The following is a 15,422-nucleotide window of genomic DNA, read 5'->3' as shown; positions in this document are numbered from 1 at the left end:
TGCCCGTGTCGTCAGGGCTCAGGTGACGTTCAAGGGGTGATCATCGACGGGCGGCGGTCCGTGTCCGATCGGGAGGGCGCCGGGTGGTCGGGAACTGGGCACTCGACGGGTGGGTGGGGTCACGTTCTCGTCGAGTGCTCACTTCCCGTCGGGTTATCCGAGCCGGGGTGGGTGGTGGGGTGTGGGGATCTGGGCACTCGACGGGTGGGTGGGTCACGTTCTCGTCGAGTGCTCACTTCCCGTCGGGTTATCCGAGCCGGGGTGGGTGGTGGGGTGTGGGGATCTGGGCACTCGACGGGTGGGTGGGTCACGTTCTCGTCGAGTGCTCACTTCCCGTCGGGCGGTCGGGAGGGCACCTGGTGGTCGGGAGCGGCATCGGCGGCGCCCACGGCATACGGCAGCGAGCGGGAGACCGGAACGGCGTCGACGATCCACGCTGCTCGCGGTCACCCGACGAACTGCTCTTTCGATTGGTGCGGGGTCGCCCGACGAACTGCTCTTTCGATCGGGGCGGGGTCGACCGACGAACTGCTCTTTCGATTGGTGCGGGGTCAGGTGTAGGCCTCGACCTCGTCGGGGGTCGCCTTGCGGACGACGACGCGGGTCCACGCGCCCACGTAGAGCCGGTCGTCGTCACTCAGCTCGGTGCGCGGCCCGACGGCGATCGCGTGCTCGGGAAGCGGGCCCGAGGCCGGCGCGACATAGGTGCCGTTGGACGAGCCGAGGTCCTCGACGAACCAGCGGGAGCCGTCGGTCGTGAGCTGGGCGTGACGGCGGCTGACGCCGGGGTCGGACGACAGGTCGAGCTCGGGGTGGGTGTTGCGGCTCGTCGAGACGCGGCCGAGCAGGACGCTCTTGCTGCGCAGGGGCACGATGACCGGCAGCCCCGGGGAGGGGCAGGGGTCCTCGGCCTCCTGGGTCTTGTACCAGTCCGGGTCGATCCAGACCTCGGCCAGCCACTCGAAGGTGCTCGGCTGCTCACCGCCGCCGGCCGCAGGTGCCGCGCCCGTCGCCGCACCGTCGGACGCCTCGCCCCCGTCGGCCGGAGCCGAGGGGTCGCGCGGCATGGCGCCGGTCGTGAAGTCGTAGCCGCAGGCCTCGCAGAAGAGGGCTCCGTCGGCGTTCTCGGTGTGGCAGTTGGGGCACTCGAGGGTGGTCGGCCCGGCCGGCGCCGCGGGCGCGGCGGTCCCACCGGCGCCCTCGCCAGCACCCGCGGGCGCGCTGCCCGGCGTTCCGGGCGGCGGCTCGAGGTCGAGCGACGAGCGGGATGGAGAGCCGGCAGCAGCCCCCGACGCGGTCGCGGACCCGGGCGGCACAACCGGCCCGGGCGCGCCGGAAGCCCCGGGAGCCCCGGCGGCCCCGGCCGATGACGCCCCCGCGGTCGACGACGCAGCGGGCTGCGCTGCCAGGTCGATCGGCGAGCCGCAGGTGTCGCAGTAGTCCTCCGACTCGGACGTGTGCCCGTTGGGGCAGACCGCACTCACCGGCGCACCCGGCTCGTCTTCGTCGAGGCCGTGTCGAGCGACATCTCGTCGATCTTGGTGACCCCCTTCTTGAGGCGCACCGTGCCGGTGTCGGCGTCGTCGATCTCGACGACCTTGCGCAGGCGCGTCGTCATCTCCTCGTTGCCGGTGGCGCTCGCGAGCTGGACCGCGCGGCCGAGCTTGGCCGTCGCGACCTCGTCCTGACCGGACGCCTTGGCGGCGAGGCCGTCCTGGATCATCTGCGCGAGCTCGGCCTGCCCGGTGTAGGCCGCCACCGCGGGGTCGATGCGCGTCGTCAGCGCCTCGTCGTTGCTCCACCTGGCCTTGACGAGGGCCTGGGTGACCGGCTCGCCGCCGAGGGTGATCTGCACCCGGGCTGCGAGCTGCTCCTGCCCCAGGGTGCGGGCGGGCAGGCGCACCGCGACGTGGTAGTCGCGGCTCTCGTCCGACCACGCGCCGGTGGGGTAGGCCCCGGTCAGCGCGTTGACCTCGGTGCGACGGGTCGAGAGGTCCTCGAGGGTCGGGGACACCTGCTTGACGAAGAGCAGCTCGGCGCCCTGCGGCACCCAGACGCGCAGCTCGGCGTTCGCGACGCCACGGGCCATCGACGCGCGCATCATCGCCTCGAACTCCGCCGCCATCTCCTCCGGCGCCGGGATGAGGTCGACGGTGCCGAGCAGCGCCGACGCGATGCCGCGGACCTCCTCGACCCGCCACTGGTCGCCGACGCCGCGGCAGTCGCACTGGAAGACGCCGATGCAGCTCTGCACGGCGGCCGCCAGGGACTGGGGGGTCTCGCCCTCGTTGACGCCGTCGGTCAGCAGGATCGCGTGCCGCTTCGTCACGTGCGGGACCGTCGCGAAGATCTGGCGCGCCAGCGTCAGCCACGTGCCCATCGCGGTGCCGCCCTGCGCACGCAGGCCGTCGATGGCGCGGTTGGCCTCGCCGCGGGTGTGCGACGACATCGGCACGAGGGCGCCCTGGTGGCTGTAGGGGTAGATGATCTGGGCCGTGCCGTTGCCGGAGACGATCGAGAAGAGGGTGCCGTCGGTGATCTCGGCGAGGGCCGCCTTGGCGGCCACCCCGGCGGCCTGCACCCCGCGCCGGCCCATCGAGCCGGAGGTGTCGATGAGGATGACCTCCGCCGCAGAGCCCGGGTCGATCGGAGCCGTGCCCGAGCCCGCAGCCGAGGCTCCCGTCGAGGTCACGCGCACGATGGCGTGCAGGTCGGTGCCGCCGTCGGGCAGGAACTCGTTCTGGAACACCTCAGTCCTGAAGTCAGCCATCGATCGGAGTCCCTTCGTTGGGGGCGGTCGCCTCGGCAGCCCCGTGCGTGTCATTCGATCCTTGTCCAGCCAGTCTCGCAAGAGCAACCGTGATGTTGTCGCGGCCCCCCTGCTCGTTGGCGAAGTCGACGAGCGCCTGGGCCAGCACCGCCGGCTCCTCGCCGACGCGGGCTGCGCTCTCGCGCAACAGCGTCCGCAGGTCCTCGGCCTCCGAGCAGTAGTTCCACAGGCCGTCGGAGCAGACCATGAGCCAGCCGCTCGTCGGGGTCAGCGTCGTCAGGTGCGGCGTGAGGTCGTCGGGCGAGTCCTTCCCCAGCCAGCGGGTGATGGAGTGCGCGTGCGGGCCGGACTCGGCCTCGACCCGTGGCACGCCACTCGCCATCTCCTCCTGGGCGAAGGAGTCGTCGCGGCCGAGCTGGGCCGCGGGCTCCTCGTCGGCGTCCGGAAGCCAGTAGACGCGGCTGTCGCCTACGTTGCCCGCGACGATGACGCCGTCCTCGACGACGGCGGCCGCGAAGGTGCACGACGGCGGGTTGGGCACGTCGTCGGCAACGGTGACGCTCACCGCCGCGTTGGCCTCGTGGACCGCGAGCGTGAGCGCCCGGCCGGCCGCCGAGGCCCACGCGTCGGGCGTGCCGGCGCCCTTGGGGAACGGCTGGTCGAGCACCGCGCGGGCCGCCTGGGCGGCCGCGAGCGAAGCGATGTGGGAGTCCGTCGCCATCGAGACGCCGTCACAGACCACGAGCACCGCGCGTGAGCCGGCCGGCTCGGCGGCTCGCAGCGCCATCGCATCCTCGTTGCGCGTATGCCGTCTGCCGATGTCGCAGACGCCGCCGACCCAGGTGGCCGCTGCGTCGGTGACGTGGAAGCGGGGGTCCGGGGGCGGGGTGCCGCAGTGGTCGCAGTAGCCGTCGACGATGTGGCCCAGTCTGCAGGCCTGGCACAGCGTGTCATCCTCGGCGTCCCCGCCGTCGACGGCCGCGGACGCCACCGGGCCGGTCCACCCGACGTCGAGGGGCGACTCCTCTCCGGCCGGCGCGGTCTGCGGGGTCGCGACCGCGACGAGCCCGTCGGCCGGTGCGCCGGCGGTCACGGTCACGGCTGCACCCGCCGGGGGCGACGAGCCGTTCGCCCGCGGCACGTCCGTCGCCCCGGCGACACCGCTGGTCACCGGCGCACCGGTCGCACCGGTCGCACCGGTCGCACCGGTCGCACCCGACGCGGCGTCGCGGTCGGGCGAGAGTCCGTCGCCCTGAGCCTGCTGGCCCTGCTGTCCCGGCTGCCCGTCCGCGGCCGCCTCAGAGGCCCCGCCGAACGGCATACCGGCGGGGGCGGCCGCCTGGGGGAGGAGGCTCGCCTGCGGCAGCCCGGACGGCGGCGGCGTCGCGGGTGCGTTGAGGTCGTTGCCGCACGCCTCGCAGAAGCTCGCCCCGGAGGGGTTGGCCGCGCCGCACACTGGGCAGCTGCGTTCACCGGGCTGGGTCGCCTCGGGCGTGGCGGCGGGCAACGGAGCGGACGCGGGCGCGCCCGTCGGGGTGTCGGTCACCAGAGGCTCCAAGGTCGGATGGCGTTGGCTTCGTCGACGAGGGCGACGCGCTCGCCGAGATCGGGGGTGCGCTTCGCGAGCTCGCGGAGCGAGTCCTCGAGGCCGAGACGCAGGCTCGTCGGGGTGGCCTTGTGGACGCCGATGTGCACGTCGGCCTTGTTGCCGCTCGACTCGACGGTCGCGAGGGCCTCGCGGTAGATGAGCGTCGTCACCTCGGCCTTGCGCCGGGCCGAGAGCGAGGCGTCCTCGAGGGTGCGCATCGCCTCCGCGAGATCGGGCAGCCCCCGGTTCGACCGCGTCAGCAGCTCGGCGAGCCCCGCCCGCGCCGTGCGGAAGGCGCTCGACTGGGCCGGCACGAGGCGGTATGCCGCGACGGCGCCGTCGACGTCGCGGCGCGCGGCGCGGATGCGGGCGAGGCCGAAAGCGGCCATCGGCACGTAGGTCGCATCGGTGCGGGCGCACGCGATGTAGAGGTTCTCGGCCACCGCGTCGTCGCCGGCCTTCTCGCAGGCGTGGGCGAGGGCGAGCTTCGGCGCGAGCTCTCCGGGCACCTGGCCGTAGACGGCGTTGAACGAGGCCTGGGCTCCGCGGGCATCGCCGCGCTCGAGGGCGGCGAGCCCCTGGATCCAGACGGCGCGCCACTCCCACGGGTCGGCAACGAGCAGCTCGCTCGCGGTGGCCTCGGCGACGTCGCGCTTGCCGGCGTCGAGCGCGGTGCGGGCCCGCTCGAGGAGCACCTCGGTGGAGTTCTTCGGCGGTGTCATGAGGCGCTCGAGGCGCTCGGACGGGGTGCCGTTGACGGTCTGCAGCCATCCCACCATCGGGTCGTGCGGGTCGCGACGCAGGGCAGGCAGGTTGCGCCAGTCGTCGGGCTCGGTGCCGGGGGTCGGCACGTCGAAGAGGAGCGAGGAGACGGTCGTCGTCGCGGCGCCCGATCCCTGGTCGAGGGCGACGACCTCACGCAGCACGCCGATCATCTGCGAGCGCAGCTCGTCGGCGGAGACGAAACGGTCGTCGCGGTTCGGCGCGCACGCCTTGGCGACGAGCCGGTAGAAGGAGTCGTAGCGCTGGAAGACCGGCACGGTGTCCTGCGCGGGAAGGACGTTGAGGTAGGTCGTCTGGTAGCCACGGAACTCCATCGTCAGCACGACGAGGGTGCGCCCGATCGTGTAGATGTCGGAGGCCACCGAGACACCGAGCTCGGCCACCTCGGGCGCCTGGTAGCCGACCGTGCCGAAGATCGCCGAGTCGTCGTCGTCGGTGCGGCGCACGCCACCGAGGTCGATGAGCTTGACCTCGTCGCCGACCTGGATGATGTTGTCGGGCTTGAAGTCGCAGTAGACGAGGCCGAGGTCGTGGAGGTACTGGAAGGCCGGCAGGATCTCGAGGATGTAGGCGAGGGCCTGGTCGACCGGCAGCGGGTCGTAGCGACCGGTGTGCTGCATGCGCTGCTTGAGGATCGACTTGAGCGACGTGCCGCCGACGTACTCCATGACGATGTAGCCGGCGTCGTCGTGGGTGACGAAGTTGTAGATCTCGACGATGCTCGGGTGCGACACCTGGGCGAGGAAGCGCTGCTCGGCGATGGCGGCCGCGAGGGCGTCGGGGTCGGCCGAGTTGAGCAGGCCCTTGAGCACGACCCAGCGGTCGGAGACGTTCTTGTCGCGGGCGAGGTAGATCCAGCCGAGGCCACCATGCGCGAGGCACCCCGCGACCTCGTACTGACCCGCGACGAGGTCGCCGGGCTGGAGCTTCGGGTCGAACGAGAAGGGGAAGCGGCACTTCGCGCAGAAGCCGGTCGAGCGCCCGGGCTTGCCGTCGCGACCCCGTCCGACGGGCTCGCCGCACTTGGGGCAGAAGCGCTTGTTCTCCGGCACCGAGGGGTTGGTGAGGAGCGCCTTGGCGGCGTCGATCTCGGGCGCCGGGCGCACGGTCGTGATGCCTCCGCCGAGGCGGGCTGAGCGCAGCCGCTGCGACCCGCCGGTGCGGCGGGTGGCGACCGAGCCGAGCTCACGGGCGCGCTTGGAGCCCATGGCAGCCGAGGCGAGGTTGCTCGACGCGGAGGAGCGTGTCGAGAGCTCCGGCCCGGCGCCGGGCGCGTCGCCGGGGTCGCCGGCCGGGCCGCTGCTCGCGAGTGCTGCCGGGGCCTGCTGGTCGGCCGGGGTGCCGCAGACGTTGCAGTAGCCGGCGTCGATCGTGCCGGTGCAGCCCGGCTGGAGGCAGGCGCCGCCCTCGGGGATCCTCGGTCCCGCCGCCACCAGCGCAGCGGGGTGGGGGGCCGTGGCCACCGACGGCGGGTCGGCGGTCGCGGACGGTCCGACGGGGGCCGACGAGGTGCTCGCGGCGCCGGTCGATGCGGGGCTGCTCGCGGCCATGCCACAGACGTCGCAGTAGCCGTCGACGATGGTGCCGGAGCAACCGGGCTGGGTGCACTTCATGGGCGACCCTTCTGGGGGCGGGGCGTGGAACGCGTGGCGACGTCGAGATAGGACTGGTAGGCGGCGGCGAGAGCGCGGGCCCGCACGAGCGGCAGGGGCGTCTGCGCGAGCGTCTCGTCGAGCCGCCGGCGCAGGTCGGTGAGGTCGGGCTCGAGCTCGGCAGGCACGGCCGCCGCTGCGGCCATCGCCGACAGCGCGCCGGCGAGCCCGACGACCTCGTCGCGCTCGGCCAGCCCGGCGGCATACCGCTCGTGGGCGAGGTCGAGCGCCCGCGAGACCCTCTCGAGCCGGTCGCGGTATGCCGCGAGCTCGGCTGCCGCCTGCGGCACCGGTCCCAGCGCGCGCACGTTGGGGATCGCGAGGTGGGGCGCCGGCGTGATGGCCTCGACGCAGGAGCGCTCGAGGGCGCGAATGGCGGCGGCGCGCGCGTCGAGCTCCTCGATCTGCTGCTGGGTGCGCACCCGGCTGCGGGCGGCCGAGGCGCGCTCGGCGGCGGCGACGATGAGGTCGCGCTCGAGCACCGCGATGTCGATCTCGAGGGGACCGATGACCCCGCCGACGTCGGCGCCGCGCCGGGCCCGGGAGAGCAGGTCCTCGATGCGCCGGTCGAGGCGGGCGAGCTTGTCGGCGGCCGCGTCGCGCTGGGCGCCGACCGGCACGAGTGGCACCTGGTCGCGGATGCGCTCGACCCCGGCGCGGGCCACCGTGATGCGCTGCGATGCCTCGGCGGCCCCGGGAGCGAGCGACGCGCGGGCCTGGAGGGTGCGGGTCAGGGAGTCGAGCAGCCGGCAGGCCTCGGGCAGGCTGACCGCGAGCGAGCCGCTCGAGGGGAGCGAGAGGTGCTCGGAGGTGTTGGAGTCGAGCCGGCCGTGGATGAGGGTCGAGAGCCGCTCGGCCTCCTTCGGCCCGACCCGGCCGCCGTCGAAGGTCGTCTCGAGCAGCGTCAGGCGGTCGCTCACCGCCTTCCAGAAGGTCAGGGCGACGGTGAGGTCGGTCGTGATCGACGACTGCTCCGCGGGCGAGAGGCGCAGCAGTGCGCGGTCGACCTCGCCGAGGTCGGCCCGGCGCTGGGCGACCCAGAGCCGCAGGGCGTTCAGGTAGGTCTGCGCCTCGCCCGCCTGGACGGGCACCCCGAGGGCGCCCGGCGCCACCGGGGCGGCGACGCCGGACTGGTCGGGGGTGTGAGCAGGAGCGGCGGTCATCAGCGCCCGTAGACGGGGGTCGGGGGAGCCGGTGCCGGGCCGAGGGGCGCGGCGAGCCAGCGGTTGTAGATCGCCTTCCACTGCCCGTCGGCGACGAGGTCGGCGAGGACCCGGTTGACGTAGCGGATGAGGTAGACGTTGTCCTTGTTGAAGCCGAGGCCGTAGGGCTCCACGGTGATCGCCTTGGCGCTCGTGATGACGGTGTTGGGGTCCTGGGCGGCGAGCCCGGCGAGCACCGTGTCGTCGCCGGTGATGGCGTCGGCCTTGCCCTGCTGGAGCAGCACGAGGCATCCCGTGTGGTTGGGGGCCGTCACGGGGATCGGGCCCTCGACGCTCTGCAGCTTGGCGAGGGACGTCGTGCCCGTGGGCGCGCAGACCCGCTTGCCCTTGAGGTCGGCGAGGCCCCAGTCGGCGGCGTTCTTGTCGGCCGAGAGCAGGCTCTTGGAGATGAGGACCTTCTGACCGGAGCGGTAGTACTCGGACGAGAAGCCGATCTTGGTCCACCGGTCGCACGTCATCGACATGTTGCGGGCCACCATGTCGACGGAGCCGTCCTCGAGCAGCGGCAAGCGGTCGTTGGCGGTGATGACGCGCAGCTGGAGCTTGGGGCTGCCGAAGAGGCTCGTCGCGACGGCCTTGGCCATGTCGATGTCGAAGCCGGTGATCTGCGAGGTGAACGGGTCGCGGGCGCCGAAGAGGTAGGTGTCGGCCGAGACCCCGACGATGAGGTAGCCGCGCTCGAGGATCTTGCGCACCCGCGCGTCGCTGATCTGGCCGCGGCTGGGGATGCTGGCGAGCGGGTCGTAGGACTGGGTGGCGTTGGTGCAGGCCGGCGCCGGCGTGCCGGGTTTCGACGGGGTGGCGCTCGGGGTCACCTTGGTCGGCAGGGCCGTGGGGTCGTAGGTGACGCTCGAGCACGCGGCGAGCGCGCTGACGCACAGCGCGGCGACGGCGCCCACGATGCGCAGCCGTGCGCCGTGGGGACGCCTCCCGTGGGGCCGTGCCCCGGATCGTGAGCCGCGACGTCCGCCATGCCCTGGCGTGGCGGTGGGCGGGGGGTTCGTGCTCATCGGTACTCCTCGATCCGCTGTCCGATACCGCGCACGACGAGCCAGGCGGCGAGCAGCGCCGCGAGGGCGACGCCGATGGCCGCGATGGGCGCCGTGCGGGCCAGCTCGCCCAGGCGCGCGACGGCGTCCTTGCCCGCGGAGTCCCGGGCCTGGGTCACGGCGGTGTCGAAGGTCGTGAAGGTGCCGTCGGAGCCCTTGGCGCTGGGGTCGGTCGACATCGCGACCGCCTTGTCCCACTGGCCGTTGTCGTCGAGCTCGCGCACCTGCTGGTGCACCGCCGCGTAGTCGCTCCACTGCGAGGTCAGCGTCTCGAGGTCGGAGTCGGAGTCGGAGACGTCGGCGAGGGCGGCGCGCACGGCCTGGTCGTCGGCCTTCCACGACTTCTCGTTGGCGGCGCCCGAGCCGCGGCGGATGAGGGTGAGGCTCTCGTTGGCACGGGCGTCGTTGGCGCTCGTCGTCGCCTCGGCCAGCGTCACCGTCTGCCCGAAGTCCCCGTCGGCGACGGCCCGGGTGGCCGACCCGACCCCGGCCACCTGCACGAGGGTGAAGACGAGGGCGACGAGCAGCAGCGCGATCGCGCCGGTGAGGCGCCCGTTGAGGTAGCGGTGCGTGCGTTTGGCGAGCCAGACGGCGATCGCGACGAGCCCGATGAGGGCGAGCAGGCCCGCCGCGAGCTGGAGGCTCGAGTTGCTGCGGTCGAACTCGTCTCGGGCCCGCTGGTCGTTGGCCGCGACGACGGCGGTGATGATCGGGATCGCGTCGGCGCGCAGGCCGGCGCTCGCCTGGGTGAGGTACTGCGCACCGACGGGCAGGCCGAGGCGGTTGTTGGTGCGGGCCTGCTCGACGAGGGCGGCATACGTCTGCACCTGCTGCGACAGAGCGCCGAGGGCGGCGCCGTCGGCGGGCTGGGCGGCGGCGGCCTCGGCGATGCCGGTGGCGACGCGTGCCATCGCGTCCTCGTAGCGCGCGCGGGACTCCGGCGTCTCGAGGCCGCCGATGAGGAAGGCGTTGGTCGCGACGGCGTCGGCGCGCAGCAGGTCGACGTGGATCGACTGTGCGCGCACGACCTGTGCCGTGTTGTTGGCGGCCCGCTCGACGGCGGCCTGCGACGAGAGCAGCGCGTTGGCGCTGACGGCTCCGAGCACGATGGCCGCGACCACGCCGAGGGCCATGTAGAGGCGCATCCGGCCGGGGGTGCCGTGCAACAGGCGCGAGGCGATCGACCGCGCGCCCGGGATGCTGCCCGCGATCGTCCGGGGACCGGTGCCGGTGCCCGGCGCGCCCGACGGCGCGCCTGCGGGGATCGCGACGGGGATGTTCGTCGTCGGCCTGCTCGTCGGTGCGCTCGTCATCGGGTGTCCTCGCTCGTGGCGGTCTGCTCGTCCGAGACTGCCTCATCGACCGGCTCCGGACCATCAGGGTCTGCCCTGATCGGCGCCGGATCCGTCGCGTCGGGCGGCTCGAGCACCTCGGTCTCGACCGGCTCGTCTGGCTGCTCGGTGAAGTCGTCGGCAGTGAGCAGACGTAGGTCGTCGCGGGTGGGTTCCGTCGCGTCCTTGAGCCGCCAGGCGTGCCGTCCGACCGCCTGCTCGAAGAGGTTGCGCGAGAAGCGGCCGTTGCCGAAGGCGGAGGTGCGCGGGGTCGCCTGCAGGATGTGGCCCACGCGGGTGCGCGCCTCGGGAGTCAGCTCGTAGTCGGAGCCCGCCGCGATCGAGTCGAGGATGGCAAGCAGCTCCTCGTCGGTGTAGTCGTCGAACTCGATCGTCGTCGTGAACCGGCTGGCAAGCCCGGGGTTCTGGCCGATGAAGCGGACCATCGGGTCGGGGTAGCCGGCGACGATGACGACGAGCTCCTCGCGGCGGTCCTCCATCTCCTTGACGAGGGTGTTGACCGCCTCCTCGGCGTACTGGTCGCCGGTGAGGGCATAGGCCTCGTCGATGAAGAGCACGCCGCCCGTGGCCCGCGCGCAGACCTCGGCCGTCTTCATCGCGGTCTGCCCGACGTAGCCGGCGACGAGCTCGCTGCGGTCGACCTCGACGAGCTGGCCCTGGGGCAGCAGCTCGAGCGCCCGGTAGATGGCGCCGATGAGCCGGGCGACGGTCGTCTTGCCGGTGCCGGGATTGCCGACGAAGATCAGGTGCCGGCTCATCCGCGGCGCCTTGAGGCCCGCCTGCGTGCGCATCTTCTCGACGGTGAGCAGGGCGACCTGGCGGTGGATCTCCTTCTTGACCCGCGCCAGCCCGATCATCGCGTCGAGCTCGGCGAGCAGCTCCTCCACGGACTTCTCCGGCTCGGCCGGCTTCTCCGGCTCGGGTGCGGGGGTGGCGCCGTCTGCGGCGGCCTGGGCTCCGGGAGCGGCCGGATCGCCTTGCGCCGCAGGCGGATCGACGCGCGGGTCACGCGATGTGCCGAGGGAGGGGTCGAGCAGGCCGGGGAGGTTGGGGCGGAGCACGTCGGGCAGCCCGAGAGCGCCTGCGGGCATCTGCCGTATGCCGTCGAGCGGGCCTCCGGAGAGCCCTGCACCCAGTGGGGGGCTCGGGACGTGGAGCGCCCCGCCCTGCGCCGCGTCGAGGTAGGCCGCGGACGCGACGGAGGCGTTGGCGATGACCCAGATCGGGGCGGTGCCGAGCATGACCGCCGACGAGGCGACCTCGGTGAGCGCCTCGGCGTACTCGACGGCGAGGCGGCTGCGCGACGCGACGAGGGCTTCGAGCAGGTCGGTCGGGGCGCCGCGCCAGCGCCGCGCGCTCGAGGCGGCGTCGAAGAAGGCCTCGTTGACCCGGCCGAGGTCGGTGACGCCGGGGTGCGCCACGCGCGCCCACTCCGTCGCGGCACCGGGCACCGACTCGGCGAGAGCGGCCGCGACCCGGAGCCCCTCGTCGCGCGCGGCGGCCGGGTCGAGCCCGGCCTCGGCGGCGATGTCGCTGAGGTCGTCGAGGCTCTCGGCGAGGCGGGACCTGGCGCTCATCGGTCAGAACTCGTCGGTCGGCTCATGCGTCACTCCGGCGGGGCGAGGGGGGAGGGGCTGGTGGGCGTGCTGGAGGGCGTGCTGGACGCTGTGCTGGACGGTGGCGGCGCGGCCTGCACGGCGTCGGGCCCGAGCCCGAGCACCCCTCCGGTCGAGGCCTGCCCGAACTTCTGCTCGAGGAACGCCCCGTGCACGATGATCGCCTCCGCGTCGGCACGGCACACGGCGTCGTAGACCTTGTCCATCGTCGTGCCGAGCAGGTCGAGCTGGTCGACGAGCAGCATGACCGAGCTCTTGCCACCCGCGATGGGGCGGCTGTCAGCCCAGTCGCGGGGCAGGCGCAGGTAGTTGCCGATCGCGACCGGCAGGTAGTCGGTGGCGGTCGCCATGACGCTGAACCCCTGGGCGCTGCCGAGGCCCAGGGTGGCGAGGCGGGGGAGGGTCTGGCGCACGATGCCGGTCACGCGCAGCAGCCGGGAGAGCACGACGCCGGGCACCTTGCCGTCGCGGGCCTGCTGCTCGATCGCGTCGAGCGCGGCGAGCAGCTGCTCGGTCGTCGGCGGCCCGGGGCGCGGCGGCTCCGGTGCCTCGGGCTTGTCCAACCCGAACCACGACCGGATCCCCACGTCTGTTCCCCTCTACCTCTCCTGCCGGAGCGGGACCGCTGCCCGCGTCCGTGCCGCACCCGCCCATCCTCGTCGAGCGGCCGCCACGTCGGCGACCCGCCCCCTCACCGACCGGTGCCGAGGTCGAGCAGGCCGGGGGCGACGTTGTCGGCGCGGCGCGCGTCCTGCGTGGCGACCCGCTCGAGGTAGGTGCGCGACTTGGCGACCTCGGTCTCGAGGGTGCCGATCGTCGCGGCCATGTTGTCGAGGGCTCGGACCTTGAACTGGTCGATGGTGTCCATCGTCTCGTAGATGTTGGCGAAGGCCTTCTGCAACGACTCGATCGACAGGGTCGCGCTCGCCGACTGCTCCTGGATGCGCGCGGAGTTCTGCTTGAGCGCCTCCGACGTGCGCTCGATGATGCCCGAGGTCGTCGTGTTGAGCGCCGTGATCTGGTCGAGGACGAGCTGCTGGTTGTTGAGGGCCTGCGCGACGATGACGGCGGTGCGCAGGGCAGACACGGTGGTCGTCGTGGCCCGGTCGACGCCCTTGATGAGCTCGATGTTGTTCTTGATGATGATGTCGATCGCGAGGTAGTTCTGGATCGACACCGCGAGCTGGGTGAGCAGGTCCTGGTGCTTCTGGCGCACGTAGAAGAGGACGTCCTCGCGCAGCGCCTTCGCCTTGTCGGGGTCGGTCGCCTCGAGCGTCGCGACCTGTGCCGCGAGCTTCGCGTCGAGCCGCTCGGCGACGTAGACGTACTGGTTGAGCCGGCCCATCGACTCCCAGAGCGCCTTCTTCTCGAGGTTGAGCGCGACGTTGTCCTTGACGAGCTCGTCCTGGCCGGACTGGAGGGCGTGGAGGACGCCGTTGAGGTGGCTCTGCGCCGACTGGTACTTGCGGAAGTAGTCGTTGATCCGGTCGCCGAAGGGGATGACGCCGAGGAAGCGCTTGGAGCCCGTGGCCTGCCCGGGGTCGAGGTCCTCGACGGTGCGGCGCAGGTCGAGCAGCGTCTTGCCGACCTTGGAGTTGCCCGACAGGCCGCCCTCCTCGAGAGCCTTGACCGGCATCTGGAGCATGCGGTTGCTGCTCTCGGCGGCGAACTTCACCTCGTCGTTGCCCATCATGCGCACGTCGGTCGCCTTGGCCTCCCACTCGGGCGAGCGCGCGGCCGCCTTGAGGAGCGAGTCGAGGTAGGTGTCCACCTTGGCGTCGAGCCCGGGCAGTGCGGCCTCGGGCACCGCGGGTGCCATCTTGGGAGCGGCGGTCTCGGCGACGGGCGCCGGAGGAGCCGGCGCCGTGAGGATGAAGGCGTCGGCAGTCGGCGGCGCGAGCGGCTGCACCTGCGCGGCTTGGGCGGCCTGGGCGGCGGGCTGGTCGGTCATCTCGAACGGGGTCCTTCCCTCTGAGCCGGCCACGTCGGCGACGTGACCGAAGTCCTCACGCGCACAGCGGCATACGGGATGCGAAGGCGACGACGGGGCCCCCGGTGAGCTGCTGTGGTGTCGCTGGGGTGTCGCTGTGGTGTCGCTGGGGGCCCGCGTCACACGCCCGCTGGCGTACGGCCACTCTACGTGCCGCGCGCGTGGGACGGGGCAGGCATTCGCACGGTTCCACCCAGGTTCCGGGGAGGCTTCCGGGGTTGTTCCGGAGTGGGCTCCGAGGCGCCGTCAGGGTCGTCCCCGACCCCTCCTCGGGACGACCCCGGGGCCGGAGTCAGGGGGCCGGTCCCGGGGACTCCCTGAAGGGCGACCGCAGCTCGGAGTCAGGGGAGGTTCCGAGCCGCGGTCGCGAGTGTGGGCCCCACACTCGGAGAACGGATGGGGATTACCGGTGAGTTCCCGAGAGATGCGACGTGACCGACGCCGGAGGCGGCGCGGGCACCCAGAGCCGGTATGCCGTGCGGCCGGCTCTCAGGAGAACTGCCAGGAGCGCTTCGACAGGCCGAACCAGAAGCCCTCGATGACGCTCGTGTTGTCGAGCCCGCCGGACGCGTACGCCGCGCCGAGGGTGACGAAGAGGGGAGCGAAGTGCTCGGTGCGCGGGTGCGCCTCGCGGGCAGCGGGGGCCTTGTCGAGGAAGTCGAGCAGGCTGTCGACGTCCTGGGCCTTCATGGCCTCCTGCGCCCAGTGGTCGAACTCGGCGCTCGCCTGCGGCGGGGTGCCGTCGGGACCTGCGTGCGGGTTGAACCACCGCAGGTTGTGGGTCGTGAAGCCCGAGCCGACGATGAGGGTGCCCTGGTCGCGCAACGGCGCGAGGCGACGGCCGATCTCGAAGAGGCCGCGGGGGTCGAGGGTCGGCATCGACATCTGGAGCACCGGCACGTCGGCGTCGGGGAACATCTCCTTGAGCGGCACGTAGGCGCCGTGGTCGAGGCCACGGGACTCGTCGCGGTGGACCGAGGTGCTCGACGCCTGGCCCGGTGCGGTGAGGAGCTTGGTGACCTCGTCGGCGAGCCCGGGAGCGGGCGGCGCCTCGTAGGTGACCTCGTAGTAGTGCTGCGGGAAGCCCCAGAAGTCGTAGGTGAGGGGCGCGCCGGTCGTGCTGCCGAGCGTCGTCGGTGCGTCCTCCCAGTGGGCCGAGACCATGAGCACGTTGCTGGGCTTGGGCAGGTCGCCCGACCAGGCGGCGAGCTCGGCCGTCCAGCGCTCGTCGTCGGCGAGCGGCGGGGCGCCGTGGCTGAGGTAGAGCACGGGGGTGGTCATGACGGGTCCTTCCACTAATTGTTGAACTCTAAACTATCACGGGAACGCCGCCCGCCACCTCTGTATGTCCACAGCAGCAGTGTCTCCGCAGCCGGCCGTCACAAACACCCGATCGAAA

Annotated in this window: 11 protein-coding genes; all 11 read right to left on the bottom strand. The window is 72.8% G+C overall.

Going from position 1 to position 15,422, the window contains the following annotated elements:
• Nucleotides 1-551: 551 nt before the first annotated feature.
• The 11 genes from FBY41_RS04280 to FBY41_RS04230 all read right to left on the bottom strand — a co-directional run bounded on the left by FBY41_RS04280 (nt 552) and on the right by FBY41_RS04230 (nt 15,304).
• Nucleotides 552-1,484: an FHA domain-containing protein gene (locus tag FBY41_RS04280; RefSeq protein WP_141842126.1), complete on the bottom strand. Its 933-nt coding sequence runs from the start codon at nt 1,482-1,484 to the stop codon at nt 552-554.
• Nucleotides 1,481-2,770, bottom strand: coding sequence for a vWA domain-containing protein (locus FBY41_RS04275; RefSeq protein WP_141842125.1), 1,290 nt, complete (start codon nt 2,768-2,770; stop codon nt 1,481-1,483). Before FBY41_RS04275 ends, FBY41_RS04280 begins: the two co-directional genes overlap by 4 nt.
• Nucleotides 2,763-4,316: a PP2C family serine/threonine-protein phosphatase gene (locus FBY41_RS04270; protein ID WP_260439548.1), complete on the bottom strand. Its 1,554-nt coding sequence runs from the start codon at nt 4,314-4,316 to the stop codon at nt 2,763-2,765. Before FBY41_RS04270 ends, FBY41_RS04275 begins: the two co-directional genes overlap by 8 nt.
• The gene (locus tag FBY41_RS04265) at nt 4,313-6,754 is read right to left on the bottom strand and encodes a serine/threonine-protein kinase (RefSeq protein ID WP_141842124.1); all 2,442 of its coding nucleotides are present in this window, start codon (nt 6,752-6,754) and stop codon (nt 4,313-4,315) included. The genes FBY41_RS04270 and FBY41_RS04265 overlap by 4 nt, the downstream gene beginning before the upstream one ends.
• Nucleotides 6,751-7,956: a hypothetical protein gene (locus FBY41_RS04260; RefSeq protein WP_141842123.1), complete on the bottom strand. Its 1,206-nt coding sequence runs from the start codon at nt 7,954-7,956 to the stop codon at nt 6,751-6,753. The genes FBY41_RS04265 and FBY41_RS04260 overlap by 4 nt, the downstream gene beginning before the upstream one ends.
• Entirely contained in the window at nt 7,956-9,026 is a 1,071-nt protein-coding gene (locus FBY41_RS04255; RefSeq protein ID WP_141842122.1) for a glutamate ABC transporter substrate-binding protein, read from the bottom strand. The genes FBY41_RS04260 and FBY41_RS04255 overlap by 1 nt, the downstream gene beginning before the upstream one ends.
• Nucleotides 9,023-10,378: a hypothetical protein gene (locus FBY41_RS04250; protein WP_141842121.1), complete on the bottom strand. Its 1,356-nt coding sequence runs from the start codon at nt 10,376-10,378 to the stop codon at nt 9,023-9,025. The genes FBY41_RS04255 and FBY41_RS04250 overlap by 4 nt, the downstream gene beginning before the upstream one ends.
• Nucleotides 10,375-11,994, bottom strand: a complete 1,620-nt coding sequence (locus FBY41_RS04245; RefSeq protein WP_141842120.1) for an AAA family ATPase — start codon at nt 11,992-11,994, stop codon at nt 10,375-10,377. The genes FBY41_RS04250 and FBY41_RS04245 overlap by 4 nt, the downstream gene beginning before the upstream one ends.
• A 29-nt stretch (nt 11,995-12,023) precedes the next feature.
• On the bottom strand, nt 12,024-12,620 hold the full coding sequence (locus tag FBY41_RS04240) for a hypothetical protein (protein ID WP_141842119.1): 597 nt from the start codon (nt 12,618-12,620) through the stop codon (nt 12,024-12,026).
• A 104-nt stretch (nt 12,621-12,724) separates the two neighbouring features.
• Nucleotides 12,725-13,984, bottom strand: a complete 1,260-nt coding sequence (locus tag FBY41_RS04235) for a toxic anion resistance protein (RefSeq protein ID WP_141842118.1) — start codon at nt 13,982-13,984, stop codon at nt 12,725-12,727.
• A gap of 528 nt (nt 13,985-14,512) precedes the next feature.
• A complete protein-coding gene (locus tag FBY41_RS04230; RefSeq protein ID WP_141842117.1) occupies nt 14,513-15,304 on the bottom strand; it encodes a dioxygenase family protein in 792 nt (263 codons plus the stop codon).
• Between the last annotated feature and the right edge of the window lie 118 nt (nt 15,305-15,422).

The sequence above is a fragment of the Humibacillus xanthopallidus genome (assembly GCF_006716675.1).
GTDB classification, from domain to species: Bacteria; Actinomycetota; Actinomycetes; order Actinomycetales; family Dermatophilaceae; genus Humibacillus; species Humibacillus xanthopallidus_B.
The sequence above is the reverse complement of the archived record's forward strand: the minus strand, read 5'-3'. Positions and strand labels throughout refer to the sequence as shown.